Consider the following 21,270-nt stretch of genomic DNA (forward strand, 5'->3'; position numbering starts at 1 on the left):
TCGAGGCGAAGCCACCGAGCGTGCGCTTTCCAGGCTGAACCCATGCTTCAAACGCGCCGCGTGGGCGGCAACCGGCAGAGGGGTGATGGTGGGATGGGAAACCGGTGCCGCGCTGCCGGCACGATGCGCAGAGCACCCGGATCGGTGCCTGCGTTCACGCCCCCGGCCGACCTGTCCGGCCCCCGATGCGCACCCGCCCCCCGCGCCGCGCGCACCATAGCACGGTGTCGGGTTGGCTTCGTAGACGAGAGCCCATAGAATCGGACACGCTGATTGCACGCAGTCGCTCCGCTTCCGGAGCGACTTTTTCGTGAGGGGAGGGGGAACCCGCACGGTGTATCCAGACGAGGGGCTGTTCCCGGAATGCCATTGGAGAAGGACGTAGCCGGCTTCCTGCGCTCGACATTCCGTTCCATCTGGTCGATGGAGCTGTTGTTCCTGCTGCTGCGCGATCCCGAGCGCTGCTGGTCGTCTACCGAACTTGTCACCGCGCTGCGCGCCAGCGAGTTGGTGGTCAGTCAGGCGGTGGAGTCGCTCCATGCCGCGGGGCTGATCGTGCGCGAGAGCGACGACCTGGTGCGCTACGGCCCGGCCTCCGACGATCTGCACGAACTGGTGATGGCCTCGCAGGCACTTTATGTGAAGTCGCCGGATGCCGTACTTCGCCTGATCATGCGTTCCCGCTCCGACAACCTGGTCGCCTTTGCCGACGCTTTCCGATTCCGCAAGGATTAGCGCGTGTCCCAATACTTCGCTCCCGCGGTCTACCTGTTGTGCTTCCTCACCAGCACGATCTGCGCGGTGATGCTGGGGCGCAGTTTCCATCGCACGCGGACCAAGCTGCTGTTCTGGAGCGCGCTGTGCTTCCTGCTGCTGGCGATCAACAACCTGCTGCTGGTGCTGGACCTGGTGGTCTTCCCGACCGCCGACCTGGCGCTGCCGCGCGGTCTGGTTTCGCTCGCGGCGGTGGTCACGCTGCTGTTCGGCTTCATCTGGGACGCGGAGGAATAAGATGCTGTACTTCCTCGGCGGCGCCATCGCCTTCGGTTTCTTCATCTCCGGGCTGTTCTTCCTGCGCTTCTGGCGGCGCACGGGCGACACGCTGTTCCTGGCCTTTTCGGCGGCCTTCGGCCTGCTCGGCCTGGCCCAGCTGATCATCGCCACCATCAACATCTACTTCGAGGACAGCAGCGCCGCCTACCTGATCCGGCTGGCCGCGTTCGCGCTCATCATCACGGCGATCGGCCGCAAGAACCGCAAGATCCTGTAGCGGCCGCGGCCCGTTGCGCGGCTACAGGTCGAGCGGCTGCAGCATGCCCGCGCGCTCGGCGCGTTCCCACATCTCGTCGAAACGCTGCCGCAGCGGTGCCCAGCCGGGGCGGTCGGCCAGTGCGGCGCGGCCCTGCGCACGATCGGCATCGGGCTGGAACAGGTAGCCACCGGTGTCGGTGAGCAGGCAGGACGAGGGGTTGCCCAGGTCCACCTCGTCCACCGGCGTGCGTACCCGGATCACGCTGGGCAGCCGCTGCATCAGCAGGATCATCCGGTGGCCGTCGCGCAAGGCGGTGGCCGGGTCGTGCAGCAGCAGGCGGATCTGCGCACCGCGCCCGGCGATGGCCAGCCGGCGCAACTCGGCCAGTTCCCCGGCGCTGGCGTAGATCGTGTCGTCCAGGCGTGGCAGCAGGATGTCCACCTGCCGCCGTGCCGCGGCCAGCAGCGCCAGCCGGGCCGCGGCCAGCGCTTCGGGCGTGCCGGTGGGCAGGTGCTCCGGGTTCATCGCCGCCGCCGCGGTACGGCCAGATGGCCGTCATTGACCAGCGCCAGCAGCAGCGCGAGTTCCGTCCCGGCGGGGGGCGCTCCCAAGGTCAGCGTCCGCTCGGCGCACAGACGCCGCGCCAAGGCGGGCGGGGCAGGGTAGGCCTGGCCGTTGGCGAACACGGTCGCGCCACGCCCCCGGCGGCTCCAGGCCAGCCGCGACCAGGGGTGGCGCAGCAGGGCACCGCCACCCTCCAGGTGCCTGCCCAGCGCGGCCGCGCCCAGCGGCTTGTCCGGCGGCGCCGGCGTCTGCGCATTGCGATAGCGGGTGATGAAGCGTCCGAACCAGTCGCGCAAGGTGTCCTCGTCCAGCGCCGCGGCGAACGGCAGGGCCGCCCGCAGGCGCTGCAGTGCGGCCGCGTCGATCTCGCCGGCGTCGCGCGCGGGGACGAGATCGGGGTCGGTGTAGCGCTGCGACTCGTCCATGCGCTCGGCGAGGTAGTCCGCCAGGTCGCCGGTGAGCTCCGCCTGCGAGGGTGCGCGCATGCCCACCGAGAAGGTCATGCACGGACCGCCGAACGCGACGCCGTCGTGCGGCACGCCGGGCGGCAGGTAGAGCACGTCGCCCGGATCGAGCAGCCATTCGTGCGTGGGCTCGAACTGCACCAGCTGCTTGAGTTCCACGTCGTCACGGACATCCTTCGGCGCGTCCGGGTCGGTGCTGATCGCCCAGTGGCGCCGGCCCAGTCCCTGCACCAGGAACACGTCGTACTGGTCCACGTGCGCGCCGACCCCGCCGCCCGGCTCGGCGTAGGAGACCATCACGTCGTCCACGCGCCAGCTCGGCAGGAAGCGGAAGTGCTCGAGCAGGCGGGCCACGTCCGCGTCCCACTTGTCCACGTCCTGCACCAGCAGGGTCCAGTTGGCGTCCGGCGTGCGCGCGAAATCGGCCTCCTCCAGCGGGCCGGTCTTCACCGACCAGCGGTCGCGCCTCTCGTCGTGCACGATCAGCCGCGACAGCGCGCCGTCTTCGCAGGCCAGCCCGGCCAGGTCGTCCGGCTGCAATGGGGGCTCGAAGCCGGGAAAGGCGTTGCGGATCAGCAGCGGGCGCTTCTGCCAGTAGTCGCGCAGGAATTGCGCCGGCGTCATGCCCAGCGGCTGCCTGGCGGAGCCGCGGATCTCGATGGGAAGGGTAGCAGTCATCCGCGCATTGTACGGCCCGACGGGGTCCCGCCGCGGCGGCGACGATCAGCCGAACGCCTTCACCACGTTGTTCACGCCCAGCCCGAGCACAGCAATCGCCGCGAGCATGGTGGCGACCCGCGCGGGCATGCGCCGTGCGCACACGGCACCGACCGGCGCGGCGAGGACGCCGCCGGCGATCAGCCCCAGCACCGCGCCGCCGTGCTGCAGGCCGATCAGCCACAGGAAGCTCACGCTGGCGGCGACGCTCACCACGCACTTGGCCAGATGGACCGTACCGATCACCAACCGCGGGGTACTGCCGCGCGCGACCAGGGTGGTGACGGTCAGCGCGCTCCAGCCGCCGCCGGCCACGGCGTCGGCGAAGCCCGCGCCCAGGCCCAGCACGGGCGTCCCGCGCGGCACGTCGGGTCCGGGCGGCCGGCCCGCCGCGCCGCGCAGCAGCAGGAACACGCCCATGCCCAGGAGGTACGGCGTGAGCGCCAGCCGCATCCACTCCGGCGGCACGTGCACGACCACCGCGGCGCCGATCACCGCGCCGGTCACGCCGGGAATCGCCAGGGCCCAGAACAGCGGCCAGCGCACGTTGCCGGCCACCAGGTGACTGAGCCCCGAAGCGCCACAGGTGAACGCCTCGGCCTGATGCACGCTCGCGGTGGCGGTCACCGGCGGCACGCCAAGACCAAGGAGCATCGCCGCGGAGGCGACGCCATAGGCCATGCCGAGCGCGCCGTCGACCAGCTGCGCGAGCGCGCCGACGGCGGCGAAGGTGAGGAATTCGACGGTAGGGGTCATCGATGCGTGAAGTCAGGGGGTGGGATCGAGTATCGGGAGCACCTCTCGCGCGCGGAAATAAGGGCTGGGCATATCCACATGCCGAGCCGTCCTTTCCCTGCGCAGGACATGCCCTCTAGCTTGTCCGGACCCACATTTGGACGTCCAAAAGGACAAGACGACGTGAACGCCCTGGTTGCACCGGCACCCCTGCCCGTGACGCTCAGCCCAGAGAAGACCGCCTTGCTCGCGCGGTTGGCCGACGGCCTCGGCCCGCAGGAGCTGTACTGGGTGGCGGCATGGAGCGCCGCCCGTGCCAGTCAGGCGCAGCCGGGCGGGGGATCGTCCGCGCCCGCCACCGCACCGGATGCCGTCCGGCTCACCATCCTCTACGGCAGCCAGACCGGGAATGCCAAGCGGCTGGCCGGGCGGCTCGCGACGCGCAGCCAGGCGGACGGCCTGCCGGTGCGCCTGGTCCGTGCCGATGCCTATCCGCTGCGCGAGCTGACGAAGGAAAGCCATCTGCTGATCGTGATCAGCACGCAGGGCGACGGCGAGCCGCCGGACGATGCGCGTGGCTTGGTCGAGTTCCTGGTCGGCCGCCGCGCACCGCGGTTGCCCGGTCTGCACTACGCGGTGCTCGGCCTGGGCGACTCGAGCTATCCCCAGTTCTGCGCGATCGGGCGCCAGCTCGACGCGCGCCTGGCCGAACTGGGCGCGCATCGCTTCGCGCCGCTGGGTGAAGCCGACGTGGATGTCGATGCGGTCGCCGTGCCGTGGTCGACGCAGGCGCTGGAGCAGGCCCGCAAGGCGCTGGGCCGCCCCGAGCCGGTCCTCGCGCACACTGCCACCGTGCATGCGCTGCCGACGCGCAGCCATTCGCGCGAACAGCCGTTCGCCGCCACCGTGCTGGCCAACCAGCGCATCGTCGCGCGCGATTGCGAGCGTGCCGTGCACCACCTGGAGCTGTCGTTGCAAGGCTCCGGGTTGCGTTATGCGGCGGGCGACGCTCTCGGCGTGTGGCCGGCCAATCCGCCGGCACTGGTCGCGCAGTGGCTGCAGACGTTGCGTCTGGACGGCGCGCAGGAGGTCGCCCACGACGGACGCCGCCTGCCGTTGGCGCAATGGCTGGGGCGCGAGCGCGAACTGACCCGGCTCACCCGCGCCTTTGTCGCGGCCCATGCGGCCGCCGGCGGCGATGTCGAGCTGATGCGGGTACTGCGGGCGGAAAACGCCGCGACCTTCGCCCAACTGCTGGCCAGCCACCAGCCGCTGGACCTGCTGCGCCGCCATCCGGCCGCCTGGTCCGCCGAGGATCTGGTGGCCGCGCTGCGCCCGCTGGCGCCGCGGCTGTACTCGATCGCCTCCAGCCCGCTGGCCGTGGGCGAGGACGAAGTGCACCTCACCGTGGCGCGGGTGCAGTACGAGGCGTTCGGCGTGCCGCACTGGGGCGCTGCCTCGACCTTTCTCTCGGCTCTGGAGGAGGATGCCATCGTGCCGGTGTTCGTCGAGCCGAACGAGCGCTTCCGCCTGCCCGCCGACGGCGCGCGAGACGTGATCATGATCGGCCCGGGCACCGGTGTCGCACCGTTCCGCGCGTTCGTGCAGGAGCGGCGCGAGAGCGGCGCGCGCGGCCGCAACTGGCTGGTCTTCGGCAACCGCCATTTCACCCGCGACTTCCTCTACCAGGTGGAATGGCAGGAGGCGCTGAAGAAAGGCGTGCTGCATCGCCTGGATCTCGCCCTCTCGCGCGATGGCGAACGCAAGGTCTACGTGCAGGACCGCCTGCGTGAACGGGGCCGGGAGCTCTACGCCTGGCTGCAGGACGGCGCGCACCTGTACGTATGCGGCGACGCGAACCACATGGCCAAGGACGTCCACGCGGCGTTGTGCGACATCGCGGTCGCGCACGGCGGCCATTCCCCCGACGCGGCCAGGGCATGGCTGGCCGGCCTCCTCACCCAGGGGCGCTACGCCCGCGACGTGTACTGAACATCTATGCCTGCGCTCTCCGAACTCGAACTCATCAAAGACCGCAGCCGCCAGCTGCGCGGCGGCATCGCCGAGGGACTGGCCGATCCGGTCACCGGCGCCATCGGCGAGGACGACACCAAGCTGCTCAAGTTCCACGGCAGCTACCAGCAGGACGACCGCGACCTGCGCGAGGAGCGCCGCCGCCAGAAGCTGGAGCCGCTCTACAGCTTCATGCTGCGCGCGCGCCTCCCCGGGGGCGTGGTCACGCCGGCGCAATGGCGGGTGTTCGACCGGCTCGCCCGCGACTACGCCAGCAGCGGCCTGCGCATCACCACGCGCCAGACCTTCCAGTGGCACGGCATCCTCAAGCGCGACCTCAAGCCGACCATCGCGGCGATCAACCGCGCGATGGCCAGCACCATCGCCGCCTGCGGCGACGTGCTGCGCAACGTGGTGAGCACGCCGCTGCCGGTGCAGTCGACAGCGCACGCCGAGGCCTACGCCTGGGCGGCCAGGCTGTCCGAGGAACTGGCGCCGAAGACCACCGCCTACCACGAGCTTTGGCTGGACGGCGAAAAGCTGGTCGGCGAGCCGGAGCCCGAACCGCTCTACGGCCGCACCTACCTGCCGCGCAAGTTCAAGATCGGGCTGGCCATTCCGCCGCTCAACGACGTCGACGTGTTCGCGCAGGACCTCGGCCTGATCGCGATCGACGAGGACGGCAAGCTCGCGGGCTTCGACCTCGCCATCGGCGGTGGCATGGGCGTCACCCATGGCGATCCGACGACGTACCCGCGGCTGGCCGAGGTGATCGGCTTCGTGGCGCCCGAGCAGCTGCGCGCCGCGGCCGAGCAGATCATCTCGATCCAGCGCGACTGGGGCGACCGCGGCGAGCGCAAGCACGCGCGGCTCAAGTACACGCTGGACCGGCGCGGCACCGACGCGTTCAAGGCCGAGCTGGAAAGGCGCCTGGGCTTCGCCCTGCAGCCGGCCCGGCCGTACCGCTTCGAGCACAACGGCGACCGCTACGGCTGGATCGAGGGCGCGGACGGACGCTGGCACCTGACCCTGCACATCGAATCCGGGCGCCTGCTGGACCGCGGCGAGCAGCGGCTGCTCACCGGCATGCGCGAACTGGCGAACGTGCACACCGGCGATTTCCGTCTCACCTGCAACCAGAACGTGATCGTCGCCAATGTCGAGGCGGCCGACCGCGAACGCATCGATGGGATCGTCGCCGCCCACGGCCTGGACGGCTATCGCCGTCAGAGTGCGATCCGGCGCCACGCGGTCGCCTGCGTGGCGCTGCCCACCTGCGGCCTGGCCATGGCCGAGAGCGAGCGTTACCTCCCGACCATCCTCGACAAGCTCGAGGCGCAACTGGCGCGCTACGGTCTGCTCGACGCGCCCATCCTGCTGCGCCTGTCCGGTTGCCCCAACGGTTGCTCGCGGCCCTACCTGGGTGAGATCGCGCTGGTCGGCCGTGCCCCCGGCCGCTACGACCTGCGCCTGGGCGCGGACTTCAGCGGCCAGCGGCTCAACCGCCTCTACCGCGAGAACGTGGGCGAGGCGGCCATCCTGGAGGCGCTGGAACCGCTGTTCGCGCGCTACGCGGCCGAGCGTTCGACGGGCGAAGGCTTCGGCGATTTCCTGCTGCGCGCCGGCCTGCTCGCGCCCCCGCCGCCCGCGCGCCGCATCCCGGCGGAGGTGCAGGCATGAGCGCGGTAGGGTTGCAGGAGGCGGCACGCGAGCCGCAGGCGCTGGCCGAGATCAACGCCCGGCTGGCGCGTCTGGACGCCGCGGACCGCGTGGCCTGGGCGCTGGAGCACGTGCCGGGCGAGCACGTGCTGTCCTCCAGCTTCGGTGCGCAGGCGGCGGTTTCGCTGCACCTGGTGACGCGCCAGCGGCCCCGCATACCGGTAGTGCTGATCGACACCGGCTACCTGTTTCCCGAGACCTACCGCTTCGCCGACGAATTGGCCGAACGGCTCGCGCTGAACCTCGTGGTGTACCAGGCGCCGCTCAGTCCAGCCTGGATGGAGGCGCGCCACGGTCGCCTGTGGGAGCAGGGCGTGGAGGGCATTGACCGCTACAACCGCATGCGCAAGGTCGAGCCGATGCAGCGCGCGCTGGCGGAGCTCGGCGCGGTCGGCTGGTTCGCCGGTCTGCGCCGCAGCCAGGCGCGCACCCGTGCCGCGGTGGAGTTCGCCGAACGCCGCAACGGCCGCTGGAAGTTCCATCCGCTGGCGGACTGGAGCGACCGCGACGTGGGCCTGTACCTCAAGCGCCACGGGCTGCCCTACCACCCGCTGTGGAAGCAGGGCTACACCTCGATCGGCGACGTCCACACCAGCCACCGCTGGGAGCCGGGCATGGCCCCGGAAGACACCCGCTTCTTCGGCCTCAAACGTGAATGCGGCCTGCACAGCAACGTCTGAGGTTTGCACTAGCCTTTAGGGGATGAACGACATGAGCCTGACCGCACCCGCCGCCGACGCCGGCGCCGCCGACCTGCTGATCGCCCCGCACGGCGGCGTGCTGAAGGAGCTGCACCTGCCGCCGCAGGAGGCCGAGGCGCTCAAGCAGCGCAGCGGCAGCCTGCCCGCGCTGGACCTGGATACCCGCCAGCTGTGCGACCTGGAACTGCTGCTCTCGGGCGCGTTCTCGCCGCTGGAGGGCTTCCTCTGCCGCGCCGACTACAACCGCGTGGTGGAGGAGATGCGCCTGGCCGACGGCACCTTGTGGCCCATGCCGATCACGCTGGACGTGAGCGAGGCGTTCTCGGCGGGGCTCTCCCCGGGCAGCGAGGTCGTGCTGCGCGACGGCCAGGGCGTGCCGCTGGCCGTGCTGGAGGTGCAGGACATCTACTGGCCCGACCGCCTGCACGAGGCGCAGCGCGTGTTCGGCACCAGCGACCGCACGCACCCGGGCGTGGCCGAGCTGCTCGACCGCACCGGCCCGGTCTACCTGGGTGGCCGCGTGCGGGGCATCCAGCCGCCGGCGCACTACGACTTCACCGAACTGCGCGACACCCCGCGCAGCCTGCGCGCCTGGTTCGCGGCCAACGGCTGGAGCCGCATCGTCGCCTTCCAGACGCGCAACCCGATGCACCGGGCGCACCGCGAACTGACCCTGCGGGCGGCACGGCAGGTCGGCGCCAAGCTGCTGATCCAGCCCTCGGTCGGCCGCACCAAGCCGGGCGACGTCGACCACTACACCCGCGTGCGCTGCTATCGCGCGCTGCTGCCGCAGTACCCCGAGGGAAGCGCCAGGCTGTCGCTGCTGCCGCTGGCGATGCGCATGGGCGGGCCGCGCGAGGCGCTGTGGCACGCGATCATCCGCAAGAACTACGGCGCCAGCCATTTCATCGTCGGCCGCGACCATGCCGGTCCGGGCAAGGATGCGCAGGGCAGGCCCTTCTACGGTCCGTTCGAGGCGCAGCAACTGCTGGAGCGGCACCAGGCGGAGCTCGGCATCCGCATCGTGCCGTTCCCGGCGATGGTCTACGTGGTCAACCGCGACGCCTACCTGCCGGCGGACGAGGTCGGGCTGGACGACCAGGTGCGCGACATCTCCGGTACCGAGCTGCGGCGGCACCTGCACGAAGGCACCGAGATCCCCGCCTGGTTCAGCTTCCCCGAAGTGGTGAAGATCCTGCGCGAGCGCCATCCCGCCCATGCGCCGCGCGGCTTCGCGCTGTTCTTCACCGGCCTCTCCGGCGCGGGCAAGTCCACCCTGGCCCAGGCCGTGGTCGCGCAGTTGCTCGAGCACAGCAGCCGGCCGGTGACGGTGCTCGACGGCGACGAAGTGCGCCGGCACCTCTCGCGCGGCCTGGGCTTCTCGCGCGAGGATCGCGACGCCAACGTCACCCGGATCGGCTATGTGGCCAGCGAGATCGTCCGCCACGGCGGTATTGCCGTGTGCGCGCCGATCGCACCGTACGCCTCGGCCCGCCGGGAAGCGCGCGCCCTGGTCGAGGCGCACGGCGCGTTCGTCGAGATCCACGTGGCCACGCCGCTGGAGGTGTGCGAGGCGCGCGACCGCAAGGGCCTGTACGCGCAGGCGCGTGCCGGTCGCATCGCGCACTTCACGGGAATCAGCGACCCGTACGAGGTCCCGGAGAACCCGGAGCTGCGGCTGGACGGCAGCGCCGCCGATCCGGTGGCGCTGGCGCGACAGATCCTCGCGCTGCTGCGCAACCGGGGGTTGATCGGCGGCTGACACCGCGGGCGTCGGTGGGGCCGGTCGCCTCGCGTGGGGGCGGCGTGTGCCATGTGCTTCCGCCTGTCGCTGGCCGGTCTGCCGGGTTGCTGCCGTGGGCTGGCTGCCGCTGCTTGCTCGAGAGGCCGTACAAGAACAAAACGTCCCATCAAGCACCCTAGCGGAGCGAAAAAAGCAAGCGCATCACGAGCAAGCTCGCTCCTGCACGAGCGCGAGAATGCGTTGCGGCAAACAGGCCGCGGGTGAGTCGCGCCGCTCACCCCGGCGGGGGGAGCCAGCGGCTCGATCAGTGCGACATTCGTGAACAGGCAGCACGCCCATCTCGGGCGAACCCGCTCACGGCAGCGGCGCGGATAGCGCGCCCCATGCCGAGTGCAGCAAAAGTGAACGCGCCGGGCTAGGCGGCATCCGGCAACGCGACCGGCCGCTCCCGCCAGTGCGGCACGTGTGCCCACGCTGGCGGCGGCGCGTCCATGGCCAGTGCGCGTACGACCTCGCGCCGGTCCAGGTGCGGCGCGAACCGGGCGATGAATTCGAGCACGTATTCGCGCAGCACCGTCTCCCGTCGCAGCACGATCCAGGTAGTGCACTGCGGGAACAGGTGGTCGGCCGGCAGTACCTGCAGATCGGCATCCGTGCCGAGTATGGCCATCTCGGCCAGTACGCCGATGCCCAGGCCCGCGCGCACGTAGGTCTTGATCAGGTCGGCGTCGCCGGCGGTCATGGCGATGAGGGGCTGCAGGCCGGCGGTTTCGAAGGCGTGGCGCAGCGAGGATTCGGGGCGCAGCGAGGAGTCGTAGCTGATCAGCGGCTGCGCGGCCAGCTCGGCGAGCGTCGGCGGCAGGCCCCGGCGGGCCAGGGCGTGGCCGGCCGGGGCCACCACCACGCGATGCCAGCGATAGGCGGGCAGGGCGATGCCGGTGGCCGGGGGCGCCCCGGCGGTGCTGATCACCGCCAGGTCCACGCGGCCGGCCTCCAACTGGTTCAGCACGTCGGTGTCCTGGCCGGGCTGCAGGTGCACGCTTACCTGCGGGTAGGCGAGGCTGAGCGCGGCGATCGGCGCGGGCAGGGCGAAGCGGGCCTGGGTGTGGGTGGTGGCGATGCGCAACTCGCCCTGGGTCTCGTTGCGCAGGTTGGCGGCGATCGCGCGGATGTTGGCCGCTTCCGCCAGGATCGTGCGCGCGCGCTCAAGCACCTCGCGCCCGGCCTGGGTCACGGCATCCAGGCTCTTGCCCTTGCGCACGAACAGCCTGAAGCCCAGTTCGTCCTCAAGCTGCTTGAGCTGCTTGCTCAGGCCGGGCTGGGTGGCATGCACCCGCTCGGCGGCCAGGGTGATGTTGAGGCCTGCGTCGGCGATGGCGACGAGGTAACGGAGTTGGACCAGCGTCATGGCGGGATGTCCGTGTTCGTGCGGCGGGGAAGTCGGCAATGGGCGGAACACGGTGACATCGTGCCGGCAGGGGACGGTCGCGCATGCTGGCGACCACGACGGTGTCTCGGTACGGCAGCGATGGGTGGCGCTCTTGGTGTGGCATGAAACAGACGTCTATACGTCCGGTACTTTCGAGTGTCAAGCGATCATCCATTCCGATGGATACTCATAACGTGAAGGCATAAGACGCAGGCGACAAATCATTTGCCGCTTGCGCGACAGCTGCCTAGCGTGGACGCCTCCCGATCGCGCAGGTGCCCCTTGAAGCTCTATCCCGTCTTCGCCGATCTGTCGCACCGCGCCGTGCTGGTGGTGGGTGGGGGGGCCGTGGCCGAGCGCAAGGTGGCGATGCTGCTGGATGCCGGCGCGCAGGTGACGGTGAGCGCGCCCGAACTCACGCCTTCGCTGCGCCGCTGGGCGGAACAGGGGCGCATCGCGCACCGGGCCGAAGCCTTCCGCGAGAGCTGGCTTGAACGGGTCTGGCTGGTGATCGCGGCGACCTCGGACCGCACGACGAACGCGCTGGTGGCCGAACTGGCCGGCCTGCGGCGGATCTTCGTCAACGTGGTGGACGACGCGACCCTGTCCAGCTTCCACGTGCCGGCGGTCATCGACCGCGCGCCGCTGGCCATCGCCATCTCCAGCGGCGGGCGGGCGCCGATGCTGGCACGCCTGCTGCGCGAGCGGCTGGAGGCGTTGCTCGACCCCTCGTGGGGCGCGCTGGCTTCCCTGGCCTCGCGATTGCGGCCACGGATCCGCCTGCGCCTGGCGCAGCCGGCGGCGCGCCGGCGCTTCTACGAGCACCTGCTGACCGGACCGGTGGCGGCCCTGCTGCGCAAAGGGCGCGGCGCCGAGGCGTCGGTCGTGGCCGAGCGGGCGTTGTCCGGCGCCGACGTCAGCGGCGGCGGCTCGGTGATCCTGGTCGGTGCCGGTCCCGGGGACCCGGGGTTGCTCACCCTGCGCGGCCTGCGTGCCCTCAACGAGGCGGACGTGATCCTGCACGACCGCCTGGTCAGCCCGGAAGTGCTCGCGCTGGCCCGCCGCGACGCCGAGCGCGTGGAGGTGGGCAAGCAGGCCGGCAACCACCATGCCACCCAGGAGGAGATCCACCGGCTGATGCTCGGCCATGCGCGGGCCGGACGGCGCGTGGTACGGCTGAAGGGCGGCGATCCGTTCGTGTTCGGACGCGGCGGCGAGGAACTGGAGTTCCTGCGCGCGCGCGGCATTCCCTACGAAGTCGTGCCCGGCGTCACCGCCGCGCTGGCCTGCGCCGCCTATGCCGGCGTGCCGCTGACGCATCGCGCCCATGCACACTCGGTGCGCCTGCTGACGGCGCACGGCCAGGCCTCGAGCGACACGACGGACTGGGCCGCGCTGGCGCAGGAGCGCCAGACCCTGGCCGTCTACATGGGCGTGAGCGAACTGGAGACCCTGCAGTCGCGGCTGCTCGAGCACGGCCGCGCAGCGGACACGCCGTTTGCGCTGGTCGAGAACGGTTCCCGCGCGGAACAGCGGGTCGTCACCGGTCGGCTGGTCGAGCTGGCCGCGCGCGCCCGCGCGCATGCGGTTCGTTCACCTGCGCTGCTCATACTCGGCGAGGTCGCCATGCTGGCGGAAACGCTGGCGTGGTTCGGCCCGCCACCGCTGGGCGCGCCCATCCACGACATCGGCGGTATCGTGCACGGCGGCGTCGACAGGCATGCGGCATCACGCCGGCACGACGCGCTCGCCACGATCCACCAGGCCTGAACCCCAACCGGCCGGCGCGGACCGGCCGCTTCCAGGAGCCATTCCATGATCTACGACAGCATTCTCGACACCATCGGCAATACGCCGATCGTCAAGCTGCACCGGCTCGCGCCCCAGCACGTGGACATCTACGTCAAGGTCGAGGCGTTCAACCCGGCCGGCTCGGTGAAGGACCGCCTGGCGCTCGCGATCATCCTCGACGCCGAACAGCGCGGTGCGCTCAAGCCCGGGCAGACCGTGGTGGAAGCGACCTCCGGCAACACCGGCGTGGCGCTGGCTGCGGTGTGCGCCGCACGCGGCTATCCGTTCGTGGCGGTGATGACGGAGACCTTCTCCATCGAGCGGCGCAAGCTGATCCGCGCCTATGGCGGCAAGGTCGTGCTGACGCCGGCGGCCGCACGCGGCACCGGCATGGTTCAGAAGGCGAAGGAGCTGGCCGAGCAGCACGGCTGGTTCCTGGCCCGCCAGTTCGAGAACCCGGCCAACCCTGCCTATCACCGCAGCACGACCGCCGCCGAGATCCTGCGCGATTTCGCCGGCCGGCGGCTGGATTACTTCGTCACCGGCTGGGGCACCGGCGGTACGCTGACCGGCGTGGGCGAGGTGCTCAAGGTCGCGCGGCCGGAGGTGAAGCTGATCGCCAGCGAGCCGGCGGGCGCCGCGTTGCTGTCCGGCAACGAATGGCAGCCGCACAAGATCCAGGGCTGGACGCCGGACTTCGTGCCGGCCGTCCTCAATCGCGAGGTGGTCGACCGCGTCCTGCCGGTGGACGACACGCTTGCGCGAGACACCTCGCGCAAGCTCGCGCAGCAGGAAGGCATCTTCGTCGGCATCTCGGCCGGCGCCACGCTGGCGGCGGCATTGCAGGTGGCCAAGGAGGCGGCCGAGGGCTCGGTGCTGTTGGCGATGCTGCCCGATACCGGCGAGCGTTATCTCTCGACCTTCCTGTTCGAAGGCGTCAACGAGGGGTCGGACGAGGTGGAGGCCGCAGGTTCCTCGCTTGCCGCAAAGGCCACGGCTGCCTGAGCGCGGGTCGGCTGCGAGGCGATCGGCAAGCGGGTTGCTCCAACCCTTTCCCCAGAGGGCGCTGGCTTCCTTGGATACGCGTTTCTGCCGGCGAGCAATTCAGGCGGCTCGCCGCGCCCGTGCCTTGCCGCTGCGCACTCCCACTTCCCACTGGTCGATCAGCTTGCGCCCTACCTGCGCCAGCGCCTCGATCGCCGGCAACAGTTCGCGCCCCAACGGTGTCAGCGCGTACTCGGCCGAGGGCGGCGAGGTATCGAGCACCCGCCGTGTCACCAGCCCGCGCGATTCCAGTTCGCGCAGCCGCGCGCTCAGCACGCGCGCGGAGATGCGCGGGATGTCGTGGCGCAGTTCCCCGAAGCGCCGCGGTTCGGCGCTCAGATACCAGATCACGTTCGGCGCCCACGCGCCGCGCAGCAACGCCAGGCTTTCGGTGAGCGGGCACGCCGGCGGCGGCGCGGCGACTTTGCTCTTGCGTACGGGCAGGCCCATGAGGGGTCTCCGGTAACCGTGGAGTTACCACATTTTGGCACTAATCCCTGGTTAGGTGGTATCCATCAGTAACTTCATGCGGCTAGGATGCGCGCCACGTCCCAGGACGTCCCACCCCCACGAAGGAGACTCACCCATGAAGCTCTACTACATGCCCGGCGCCTGCTCGCTTTCCCCGCACATCGTCGCGCGCGAGGCCGGCATCGACCTTCGACTGGTGAAGGTCGACGGCAAGACCAAGCGTACCGAGGACGGCGCCGATTTCCTGGCGATCAACCCCAAGGGCTACGTGCCCGCGCTGGAGCTTGACGACGGCCAGCTGCTGACCGAAGGCCCGGCGATCGTGCAGTACCTGGCCGACCTCAAGCCCGCCTCGGGCCTGGCGCCCGCCAACGGCACGCTGGCGCGCTACCGCCTGCAGGAAGTGCTCGGCTACATCAACTCCGAGATCCACAAGTCCTACAGCCCGCTGTTCAAGCCGGACACGCCCGAGGCGACGCGGGAGGAGCGCAAGGAGTACCTGCGCAAGCGCTATGCCTTGATCGAAAGCGCCCTGGCGACCCACCCGTGGCTGCTCGGCGACCGCTTCACCGCGGCTGACGCCTACCTGTTCACCGTGACCAACTGGGCGCGGCACGTGGATCTGGACTTGTCGGGCTTCCCGGCGATCCAGGCGTTCCAGCAACGCATGCTGGAGCGGCCGGCGGTGCAGGAAGCGATGGATGCCGAAGGCCTCGCCCGCCGCGCAGCGGCCGCGTGAGCCACGCCCGCGCCCCGGCCGCTGCCGGGGCGCGTCACGAGCGGCTACCGGCCGTTGGTAGCCGCTTGCCGAACTCGCGTACCAGCCAGTCGATGAACACCCGTACCCGCGGCGACAGTTGCCGGTTGTGCGGGTAGAGCAACGAGATGGGCGTCGGTGTCGGCGGGCAGTCGGGCAGTACGGTGACCAGGCGCCCCGCGGCCAGATCCTCTTCCACGTGGTAGCGCGGCACCTGGACCAGTCCCAGGCCCAGCCGTGCGGCGGCGATGTAGGTGTCCGCACCGGTGACCGTGAGCGTCGCCGGCAGGTGGACGTGGCGTAGGTTGCCTGCCACGACGAATTCCAGCGGCAGCACCGCGCCGACGGCGGAGGAGACGAAGCCGACCGCTCGGTGCCCGTCCAACCCCTCGATACCGCCGGGCGTACCATGCCGCGCCAGGTAATCCGGACTGGCGCAGGTGACTTCCTCCAGCATGGCCAGGCGCCGGCCGACCATGGCGCTGTCATGCAGGTCGCCCACGCGCAGCACGCAGTCCACGCCCTCGCGCACCAGATCCACCAGCCGGTCGCCCTCGCCGATGTGCAACTGCAGTTGCGGATGTTCGGCGAGGAACTTGGGCAGCGCGGGCAGCACGAAGTGGCGTGCCAGCGTGCCCTGGACGTCGACCCGCAACTGGCCGCGCGGCTTGGCGCCGCTGAAGGCCGCCTCGGCATCCTCCACCTCGTCCAGTATCGCGATGCAGCGGCGGTAGTACGCCTCGCCGTCGAGCGTGGGGCGCACCTGGCGGGTGGTGCGCTGGAGCAGCCGCACGCCCAGCCGCGCCTCCAGTTGCTTGATCGCCTGGGTCGCGGTGGAGCGCAGCAGCCCCAGGTCCTGCGCCGCCAGGGTGAAGCTGCGCCGCTCCACGATGCGGGTGAAAAGGCGCATCACCTCCAGCCGGTCCATGCCGCCACCATTGTTCGCGTGAAACGAAAAGTGTTGAAAAATTAGCATGGATTATTTCCATGGGACGAAAGCGGATGCTTTCCCCACGCCGGCGCGGTGCCGGCATTGGAGACATCCCATGAGCACACAGCAGCAGAAAGTCGCCCTGGTCACGGGCGCATCCCGCGGCATCGGCGCCGCGATCGCCCAGCGCCTCGCACGGGACGGTTTCAGGGTGGTGGTCAACTACGCCGGCGACGCCGCCGCGGCCGAGGCATTGGTGCGCGGCATCGAGCAGGCCGGCGGCCAGGCGGTGGCGGCCCAGGCGGACGTCGGCGATGCCGCCGCGGTGCGCCGCCTCTTCGACGCCGCCGAGGCCGCGTTCGGTGGCGTGGACGTGCTGGTCAACAACGCCGGCATCATGAACCTGGCCCCGATCGCCGAGACGGACGACGCCAGCTTCGACCGCCACATCGCAGTCAACCTGCGCGGCACCTTCAACACCCTGCGCGAGGCGGCCCGGCGCATGCAGGAGGGCGGCCGCATCATCAACTTGTCCTCCAGCACGGTCGGCCTGCTGATGCCCAGCTACGGGGTCTACGCCGCGACCAAGGCCGCGGTGGAGGCGATGACCGGCGTGCTGGCGAAGGAACTGCGCGGGCGCGGCATCACGGTCAACGCGGTGGCGCCCGGCCCGACCGCCACGCGGCTGTTCCTCCAGGGCAAGTCGCCCGAACGGGTCGACCAGCTGGCCAAGCTCGCGCCGCTGGAACGGCTGGGCCAGCCGGAGGACATCGCCGCCGTGGTCGCATTCCTGGCCGGTCCCGATGGCGGCTGGATCAACGGCCAGACGCTGCGCGCCAACGGCGGCATCGTCTGAAATCGGTCAGCAGGGAGTACCCGACATGAAACAGGTCATCCTCATCACCGGCGCATCCAGCGGCTTCGGCGCGCTGGCTGCCCGCGCGCTGGCGCGCGCCGGCCACACGGTCTACGCCAGCATGCGCGAGACCGCCGGGCGCAATGCGCCGCAGATAGAGGCGGCGCGCCGCCACGCCGAAGAACACGGCGTGGACCTTCGCACCATCGAACTGGACATCGCCTCGGAGGCCTCCTGCGAGGCGGCAGTGGAGCAGATCATTGCCGCGCACGGACGGCTGGACGTGATCGTGCACAACGCCGGGCACATGGCGTTCGGGCCGGCCGAGGCGTTCACGCCGGAGCAGTTCGCGCAGCTCTACGACACCAATGTGCTCGGCACCCAGCGCGTGAACCGCGCGGCGCTGCCGGTGCTGCGGCGGCAGGGGCGGGGCCTGCTGGTGTGGGTCTCCAGCAGCAGCGCGCGCGGTGGCACGCCGCCGTACCTGGCACCGTACTTCGCCGCCAAGGCGGCCATGGACGCGCTCGCGGTGAGCTATGCGGGTGAACTGGCGCGCTGGGGCATCGAGACCTCGATCATCGTGCCGGGGGCGTTCACCCAGGGGACCCACCACTTCGTCCATGCCGGCAAGCCGGCGGATGCGGCGCGAGCCGCCGAGTACGACGAGGGTCCGTACGCCGGCCTGCCCGAGCAGGCGCTGCAGGGGCTCGCTTCTCTGGAGCCTGCGGATGCCGACGCGGGCGAGGTTGCCGAGGCGATCGCCCGGGTGGTCGATGCGCCTTTCGGCCGGCGGCCATTCCGCGTGCACATCGATCCGTCGCAGGACGGCGCCGAGATCGTCAACGGCATGGCCGACCGCGTGCGTGCCGAGCTGCTGCGGCGGATCGGCCTGGACGATCTGCTGCACCCGCGCCTCATGGCCTGAGCCGCCCGCGGCAACGCGAAGCGCCGGCGCGTCATCCCGGCGCACCTTGCCGCGAGCGTCAGATCTCCCGCGCCAGCGGCTCGGCCAGGCCGACGTAGCCGCCCGGCGTAAGATCGAGCAGGCGCTGCTTCGCTTCGCCCGGCAGCGCCAGTCCTTCGATGAAGGTGCGCATCGACTCCCGCGTGATGCCCTGGCCGCGCGTCAGCGCCTTCAACTGCTCATAGGGCTCCGGAAGTCCATAGCGGCGCATCACCGTCTGCACGGCCTCGGCCAGCACTTCCCAGCTGGCGTCCAGGTCCGCGGCGAGGCGCTCCGCGTTGACGGTGAGTTTGCCCAGGCCCTTCTGCAGCGACTCGAACGCCACCAGCGTGTGCCCGAAGGCAGTGCCCAGCGCACGCAGCACGGTGGAGTCGGTGAGGTCGCGCTGCCAGCGGCTGATCGGCAGCTTCTCCGCGAAGTGTCCCAGCAGCGCGTTGGCGATGCCGAAGTTGCCCTCGGCATTCTCGAAGTCGATCGGGTTGACCTTGTGCGGCATCGTCGAGGAACCGACCTCGCCCGCCTTCAGTGCCTGTCTGAAGTAGCCCAGCGAGATGTAGCCCCAGATGTCGCGCGCCAGGTCGATCAGGATGGTGTTGATGCGGCGGAGGGCGTCGCAATACTCGGCCACGCCGTCGTGCGGTTCGATCTGCGTGGTCCAGGCGTTGTAGCCCAGGCCCAGGCTTTCCACGAAGCGGCGCGAGAACGCGCGCCAGTCAAGATCCGGATAGGTGATCGCGTGAGCGTTGTAGTTGCCCACCGCGCCGTTGATCTTGCCGGGGATCGCCAGGTCGGCCAGTTGCGCGCGCTGACGCAGCAGCCGGGCCGCCACGTTGGCCAGCTCCTTGCCCAGCGTGGTGGGCGAGGCGGTCTGGCCGTGCGTGCGCGAGAGCATGGGCACGCCGGCGTGGGCGTGGGCCATCGCGCGCAGGGCGTCGATGATGCGGTCCAGGGCCGGCAGCAGCACCTGTGCGCGGGCGTCGCGCAGCATCAAGGCGTAGGACAGGTTGTTGATATCCTCGCTGGTGCAGGCAAAGTGCACGAACTCCTTGGCCTGGGCCAGCGCGGGGTCGGCGCCGATGCGCTCCTTGATGAAGTACTCGATCGCCTTGACGTCGTGGTTGGTGGTCGCCTCGATCGCCTTGACGCGCTCGCCGTCGGCCACCCCGAAACCGGCTGCGACGGCGCGCAGCTGGTCGACCTGCGCGCCGGAGAAGGGCGGCAGTTCGGCGATGGCGCCCTCCGCGGCGAGCGCCAGCAGCCATTCGATCTCCACCTGCACGCGACGGTGCATCAGGCCGAACTCGCTGAAGATCGGGCGCAGCGGCTCGACCTTGCCGGCGTAGCGGCCGTCCAGCGGCGACAGGGCGGTGAGGGCGTGGGTGGTCATCGCGGGGCGTCCGGCAAGGAAAACGGGCATTTTACACCGGCGCAAACACGCGACCGGGCCCCAGCTCCCTCGGATGCGGGAGCGAGCGTGCTCGCGGTGGGCTTGCCGTCCAGGCGGTCGGTCCGAAAGGCATCGCGAGCAAGCTCGCTCCTACAGCGGGAAGCCCCGGCGTTGTCGCCTGGCCGACACGCCCCAACCTATAGTGCCCGGGATAGCCACAGGAGCCGGCCATGGCCGATTACCGCATCGAACACGACAGCATGGGCGAGCTGAGGGTGCCCGCCGACGCGCTGTACGGCGCGCAGACCCAGCGCGCAATCGACAATTTCCCGATCTCCGGGCTCGCCCTGCCGCGCGAGTTCATCCGTGCGCTGGGCCTGATCAAGGCGGCGGCGGCCTCGGCCAACCTCGCGCTCGGCCACCTGAAGAAGGGCCAGGCGGCGGCGATCCGCAAGGCCGCGCTGGCGGTCGCCGAGGGACGCTACGACGCGCACTTCCCGATCGACGTGTTCCAGACCGGCTCGGGCACCAGCACCAACATGAACGCCAACGAGGTGATCGCCCACCTGGCTGCGCAGGCCGGCGCCAGGGTGCACCCGAACGACCACGTCAACTACGGGCAGAGCTCGAACGACGTGATCCCCACGGCGATCCACGTGAGCGCCGTGCTGGCCGCCAGCGAGCGGCTGCTGCCGGCGCTCAGGCACCTGAAGAAGACCATCGACAAGCGCGCCCGGGAACTGAAGAACGTGCCCAAGACCGGCCGCACCCACCTGATGGACGCCATGCCGGTGACCTTCGGCCAGGAGCTGTCCGGCTGGTCGGCGCAGATCGGTTCGGCCATCGAGCACATCGAGGATGCGTTGAAGCGCATGCGCCGCCTGCCGCAGGGCGGCACCGCGGTGGGCACCGGCATCAACGCCGACCCGAAGTTCGGCCCGGCGGTGGCGCGCGAGTTGAAGACGCTGACCGGCGTGCGCTTCGAGTCGGCGGAGAACTTCTTCGAGGGCATGGCCTCGCAGGACGCGGCGGTGGAACTCTCCGGCGCGCTCAAGACCCTGGCCGTGGCGCTGATGAAGATCGCCAACGACCTGCGCTGGATGAATTCGGGCCCGCTGGCGGGCCTGGGCGAGATCGAACTGCCGGCGTTGCAGCCGGGGTCCTCGATCATGCCCGGCAAGGTCAACCCGGTGATCCCGGAAGCCACGGCGATGGTTGCGGCCCAGGTGATCGGCAACGATGCCGCCATCACCATCGGCGGGCAGTCCGGCAACTTCCAGCTCAACGTGATGCTGCCGATGATCGCCTACAACCTGCTGCAGTCGATCGGGATCCTGGCCAACGTGTCGCGCCTGCTCGCGGACAAGGCGATTGCCGGCTTCAAGGTCAACCGCGAGCGGGTCAACCAGGCATTGGCGATGAACCCGATCCTGGTCACCGCGCTCAATCCGGTGATCGGCTACGAGAAAGGCGCCGCCGCCGCCAAGCAGGCCTACAAGCAGCGGCGCCCGATCCTCGACGTGGCGCTGGAGACCACCGGGCTGGGCAGGCAGGAGCTCGAACGGTTGCTCGATCCGGTGGCGCTCACCAAGGGCGGCATCCACGGCGGCGGTGGCAGCGCCGGCTAGGTGCGTAAACCCACCAGGTTGTTCATGGCAATGCGGGTGATAGGAGGCTGGTAGTCAACGCTGGCATGCGGACGGTGCCAGTTGTATTGATGCAGCCAGGTCA

Annotated in this window: 20 protein-coding genes and 1 pseudogene; 13 read left to right on the forward strand and 8 right to left on the reverse strand. The window is 70.5% G+C overall.

Annotation, left to right across the window (positions count from 1 at the left end; all coding sequences use genetic code 11):
* The first annotated feature begins 363 nt into the window (after nucleotides 1-363).
* From WAT24_RS09685 to WAT24_RS09695, 3 genes are read left to right on the forward strand one after another with little or no spacing between them, the layout of a single operon-like run.
* The gene (locus WAT24_RS09685; RefSeq protein WP_336807646.1) at nucleotides 364-735 is read left to right on the forward strand and encodes a hypothetical protein; all 372 of its coding nucleotides are present in this window, start codon (nucleotides 364-366) and stop codon (nucleotides 733-735) included.
* 3 nt (nucleotides 736-738) lie between these two features.
* Nucleotides 739-1,011 carry a DUF5985 family protein gene (locus tag WAT24_RS09690; protein WP_336807647.1) on the forward strand — a complete coding sequence of 91 codons (273 nt, stop codon included), beginning with the start codon at nucleotides 739-741 and terminating at the stop codon, nucleotides 1,009-1,011.
* 1 nt (nucleotide 1,012) lies between these two features.
* Complete coding sequence (locus WAT24_RS09695; RefSeq protein WP_336807648.1) at nucleotides 1,013-1,270, forward strand: DUF5985 family protein; 258 nt, start codon at nucleotides 1,013-1,015, stop codon at nucleotides 1,268-1,270.
* Nucleotides 1,271-1,291: 21 nt separating this feature from the next.
* On the opposite strand, the gene WAT24_RS09700 is transcribed toward WAT24_RS09695, so the two are convergent.
* From WAT24_RS09700 to WAT24_RS09710, 3 genes are read right to left on the reverse strand one after another with little or no spacing between them, the layout of a single operon-like run.
* Complete coding sequence (locus WAT24_RS09700; protein ID WP_336807649.1) at nucleotides 1,292-1,777, reverse strand: DUF7931 domain-containing protein; 486 nt, start codon at nucleotides 1,775-1,777, stop codon at nucleotides 1,292-1,294.
* On the reverse strand, nucleotides 1,774-2,958 hold the full coding sequence (locus tag WAT24_RS09705) for a ribosomal protein uL16 3-hydroxylase (RefSeq protein ID WP_336807650.1): 1,185 nt from the start codon (nucleotides 2,956-2,958) through the stop codon (nucleotides 1,774-1,776). The genes WAT24_RS09700 and WAT24_RS09705 overlap by 4 nt, the downstream gene beginning before the upstream one ends.
* A 45-nt stretch (nucleotides 2,959-3,003) precedes the next feature.
* Nucleotides 3,004-3,753 (reverse strand): sulfite exporter TauE/SafE family protein, encoded by a 750-nt coding sequence (locus WAT24_RS09710; protein WP_336807651.1) that lies wholly within the window; start codon nucleotides 3,751-3,753, stop codon nucleotides 3,004-3,006.
* Nucleotides 3,754-3,861: 108 nt separating this feature from the next.
* On the opposite strand from WAT24_RS09710, the gene WAT24_RS09715 reads away from it, so the two are divergent.
* The 4 genes from WAT24_RS09715 to WAT24_RS09730 are packed head-to-tail and all read left to right on the forward strand — an operon-like array spanning nucleotide 3,862 to nucleotide 9,927.
* Entirely contained in the window at nucleotides 3,862-5,724 is a 1,863-nt protein-coding gene (locus WAT24_RS09715) for an assimilatory sulfite reductase (NADPH) flavoprotein subunit (RefSeq protein ID WP_336807652.1), read from the forward strand.
* A 6-nt stretch (nucleotides 5,725-5,730) separates the two neighbouring features.
* On the forward strand, nucleotides 5,731-7,425 hold the full coding sequence (cysI, locus tag WAT24_RS09720) for an assimilatory sulfite reductase (NADPH) hemoprotein subunit (RefSeq protein WP_336807654.1): 1,695 nt from the start codon (nucleotides 5,731-5,733) through the stop codon (nucleotides 7,423-7,425).
* On the forward strand, nucleotides 7,422-8,144 hold the full coding sequence (locus WAT24_RS09725) for a phosphoadenylyl-sulfate reductase (protein WP_336807655.1): 723 nt from the start codon (nucleotides 7,422-7,424) through the stop codon (nucleotides 8,142-8,144). The genes cysI and WAT24_RS09725 overlap by 4 nt, the downstream gene beginning before the upstream one ends.
* 31 nt (nucleotides 8,145-8,175) lie before the next feature.
* Nucleotides 8,176-9,927 (forward strand): bifunctional sulfate adenylyltransferase/adenylylsulfate kinase, encoded by a 1,752-nt coding sequence (locus tag WAT24_RS09730; protein ID WP_336807656.1) that lies wholly within the window; start codon nucleotides 8,176-8,178, stop codon nucleotides 9,925-9,927.
* 397 nt (nucleotides 9,928-10,324) lie between these two features.
* On the opposite strand, the gene WAT24_RS09735 is transcribed toward WAT24_RS09730, so the two are convergent.
* Nucleotides 10,325-11,317: a LysR substrate-binding domain-containing protein gene (locus WAT24_RS09735; RefSeq protein WP_336807657.1), complete on the reverse strand. Its 993-nt coding sequence runs from the start codon at nucleotides 11,315-11,317 to the stop codon at nucleotides 10,325-10,327.
* Nucleotides 11,318-11,620: 303 nt separating this feature from the next.
* Between WAT24_RS09735 and cysG the strand changes: the two genes are divergently transcribed.
* Together cysG and cysK are read left to right on the forward strand one after the other, a co-directional pair.
* Nucleotides 11,621-13,108, forward strand: coding sequence for a siroheme synthase CysG (gene cysG, locus WAT24_RS09740; RefSeq protein ID WP_336807658.1), 1,488 nt, complete (start codon nucleotides 11,621-11,623; stop codon nucleotides 13,106-13,108).
* Between the two features lie 45 nt (nucleotides 13,109-13,153).
* Nucleotides 13,154-14,134, forward strand: a complete 981-nt coding sequence (gene cysK / locus WAT24_RS09745) for a cysteine synthase A (RefSeq protein WP_336807659.1) — start codon at nucleotides 13,154-13,156, stop codon at nucleotides 14,132-14,134.
* Between the two features lie 99 nt (nucleotides 14,135-14,233).
* On the opposite strand, the gene WAT24_RS09750 is transcribed toward cysK, so the two are convergent.
* Nucleotides 14,234-14,623, reverse strand: a complete 390-nt coding sequence (locus tag WAT24_RS09750; RefSeq protein ID WP_336807660.1) for a winged helix-turn-helix transcriptional regulator — start codon at nucleotides 14,621-14,623, stop codon at nucleotides 14,234-14,236.
* Between the two features lie 136 nt (nucleotides 14,624-14,759).
* Between WAT24_RS09750 and gstA the strand changes: the two genes are divergently transcribed.
* Nucleotides 14,760-15,383, forward strand: coding sequence for a glutathione transferase GstA (gstA, locus tag WAT24_RS09755; RefSeq protein ID WP_336807661.1), 624 nt, complete (start codon nucleotides 14,760-14,762; stop codon nucleotides 15,381-15,383).
* A 34-nt stretch (nucleotides 15,384-15,417) separates the two neighbouring features.
* On the opposite strand, the gene WAT24_RS09760 is transcribed toward gstA, so the two are convergent.
* Complete coding sequence (locus tag WAT24_RS09760; protein WP_336807662.1) at nucleotides 15,418-16,329, reverse strand: LysR family transcriptional regulator; 912 nt, start codon at nucleotides 16,327-16,329, stop codon at nucleotides 15,418-15,420.
* Nucleotides 16,330-16,447: 118 nt separating this feature from the next.
* On the opposite strand from WAT24_RS09760, the gene WAT24_RS09765 reads away from it, so the two are divergent.
* Together WAT24_RS09765 and WAT24_RS09770 are read left to right on the forward strand one after the other, a co-directional pair.
* Complete coding sequence (locus tag WAT24_RS09765; protein ID WP_336807663.1) at nucleotides 16,448-17,188, forward strand: SDR family oxidoreductase; 741 nt, start codon at nucleotides 16,448-16,450, stop codon at nucleotides 17,186-17,188.
* Between the two features lie 25 nt (nucleotides 17,189-17,213).
* Nucleotides 17,214-18,113 carry an SDR family oxidoreductase gene (locus WAT24_RS09770; RefSeq protein ID WP_336807664.1) on the forward strand — a complete coding sequence of 300 codons (900 nt, stop codon included), beginning with the start codon at nucleotides 17,214-17,216 and terminating at the stop codon, nucleotides 18,111-18,113.
* 58 nt (nucleotides 18,114-18,171) lie between these two features.
* Here WAT24_RS09770 and purB read toward each other — a convergent pair whose 3' ends face one another.
* Complete coding sequence (gene purB, locus WAT24_RS09775) at nucleotides 18,172-19,539, reverse strand: adenylosuccinate lyase (RefSeq protein WP_336807665.1); 1,368 nt, start codon at nucleotides 19,537-19,539, stop codon at nucleotides 18,172-18,174.
* 230 nt (nucleotides 19,540-19,769) lie between these two features.
* Between purB and WAT24_RS09780 the strand changes: the two genes are divergently transcribed.
* Nucleotides 19,770-21,167 carry a class II fumarate hydratase gene (locus WAT24_RS09780; protein ID WP_336807666.1) on the forward strand — a complete coding sequence of 466 codons (1,398 nt, stop codon included), beginning with the start codon at nucleotides 19,770-19,772 and terminating at the stop codon, nucleotides 21,165-21,167.
* On the opposite strand, the pseudogene WAT24_RS09785 reads toward WAT24_RS09780, so the two are convergent.
* Nucleotides 21,164-21,270, reverse strand: a pseudogene (locus WAT24_RS09785) (IS481 family transposase); the annotation flags it as partial. The gene WAT24_RS09780 and the pseudogene WAT24_RS09785 sit on opposite strands and share 4 nt — an antisense overlap.

The sequence above is a fragment of the Fulvimonas yonginensis genome, assembly GCF_037137055.1.
GTDB lineage: Bacteria > Pseudomonadota > Gammaproteobacteria > Xanthomonadales > Rhodanobacteraceae > Frateuria_A > Frateuria_A yonginensis.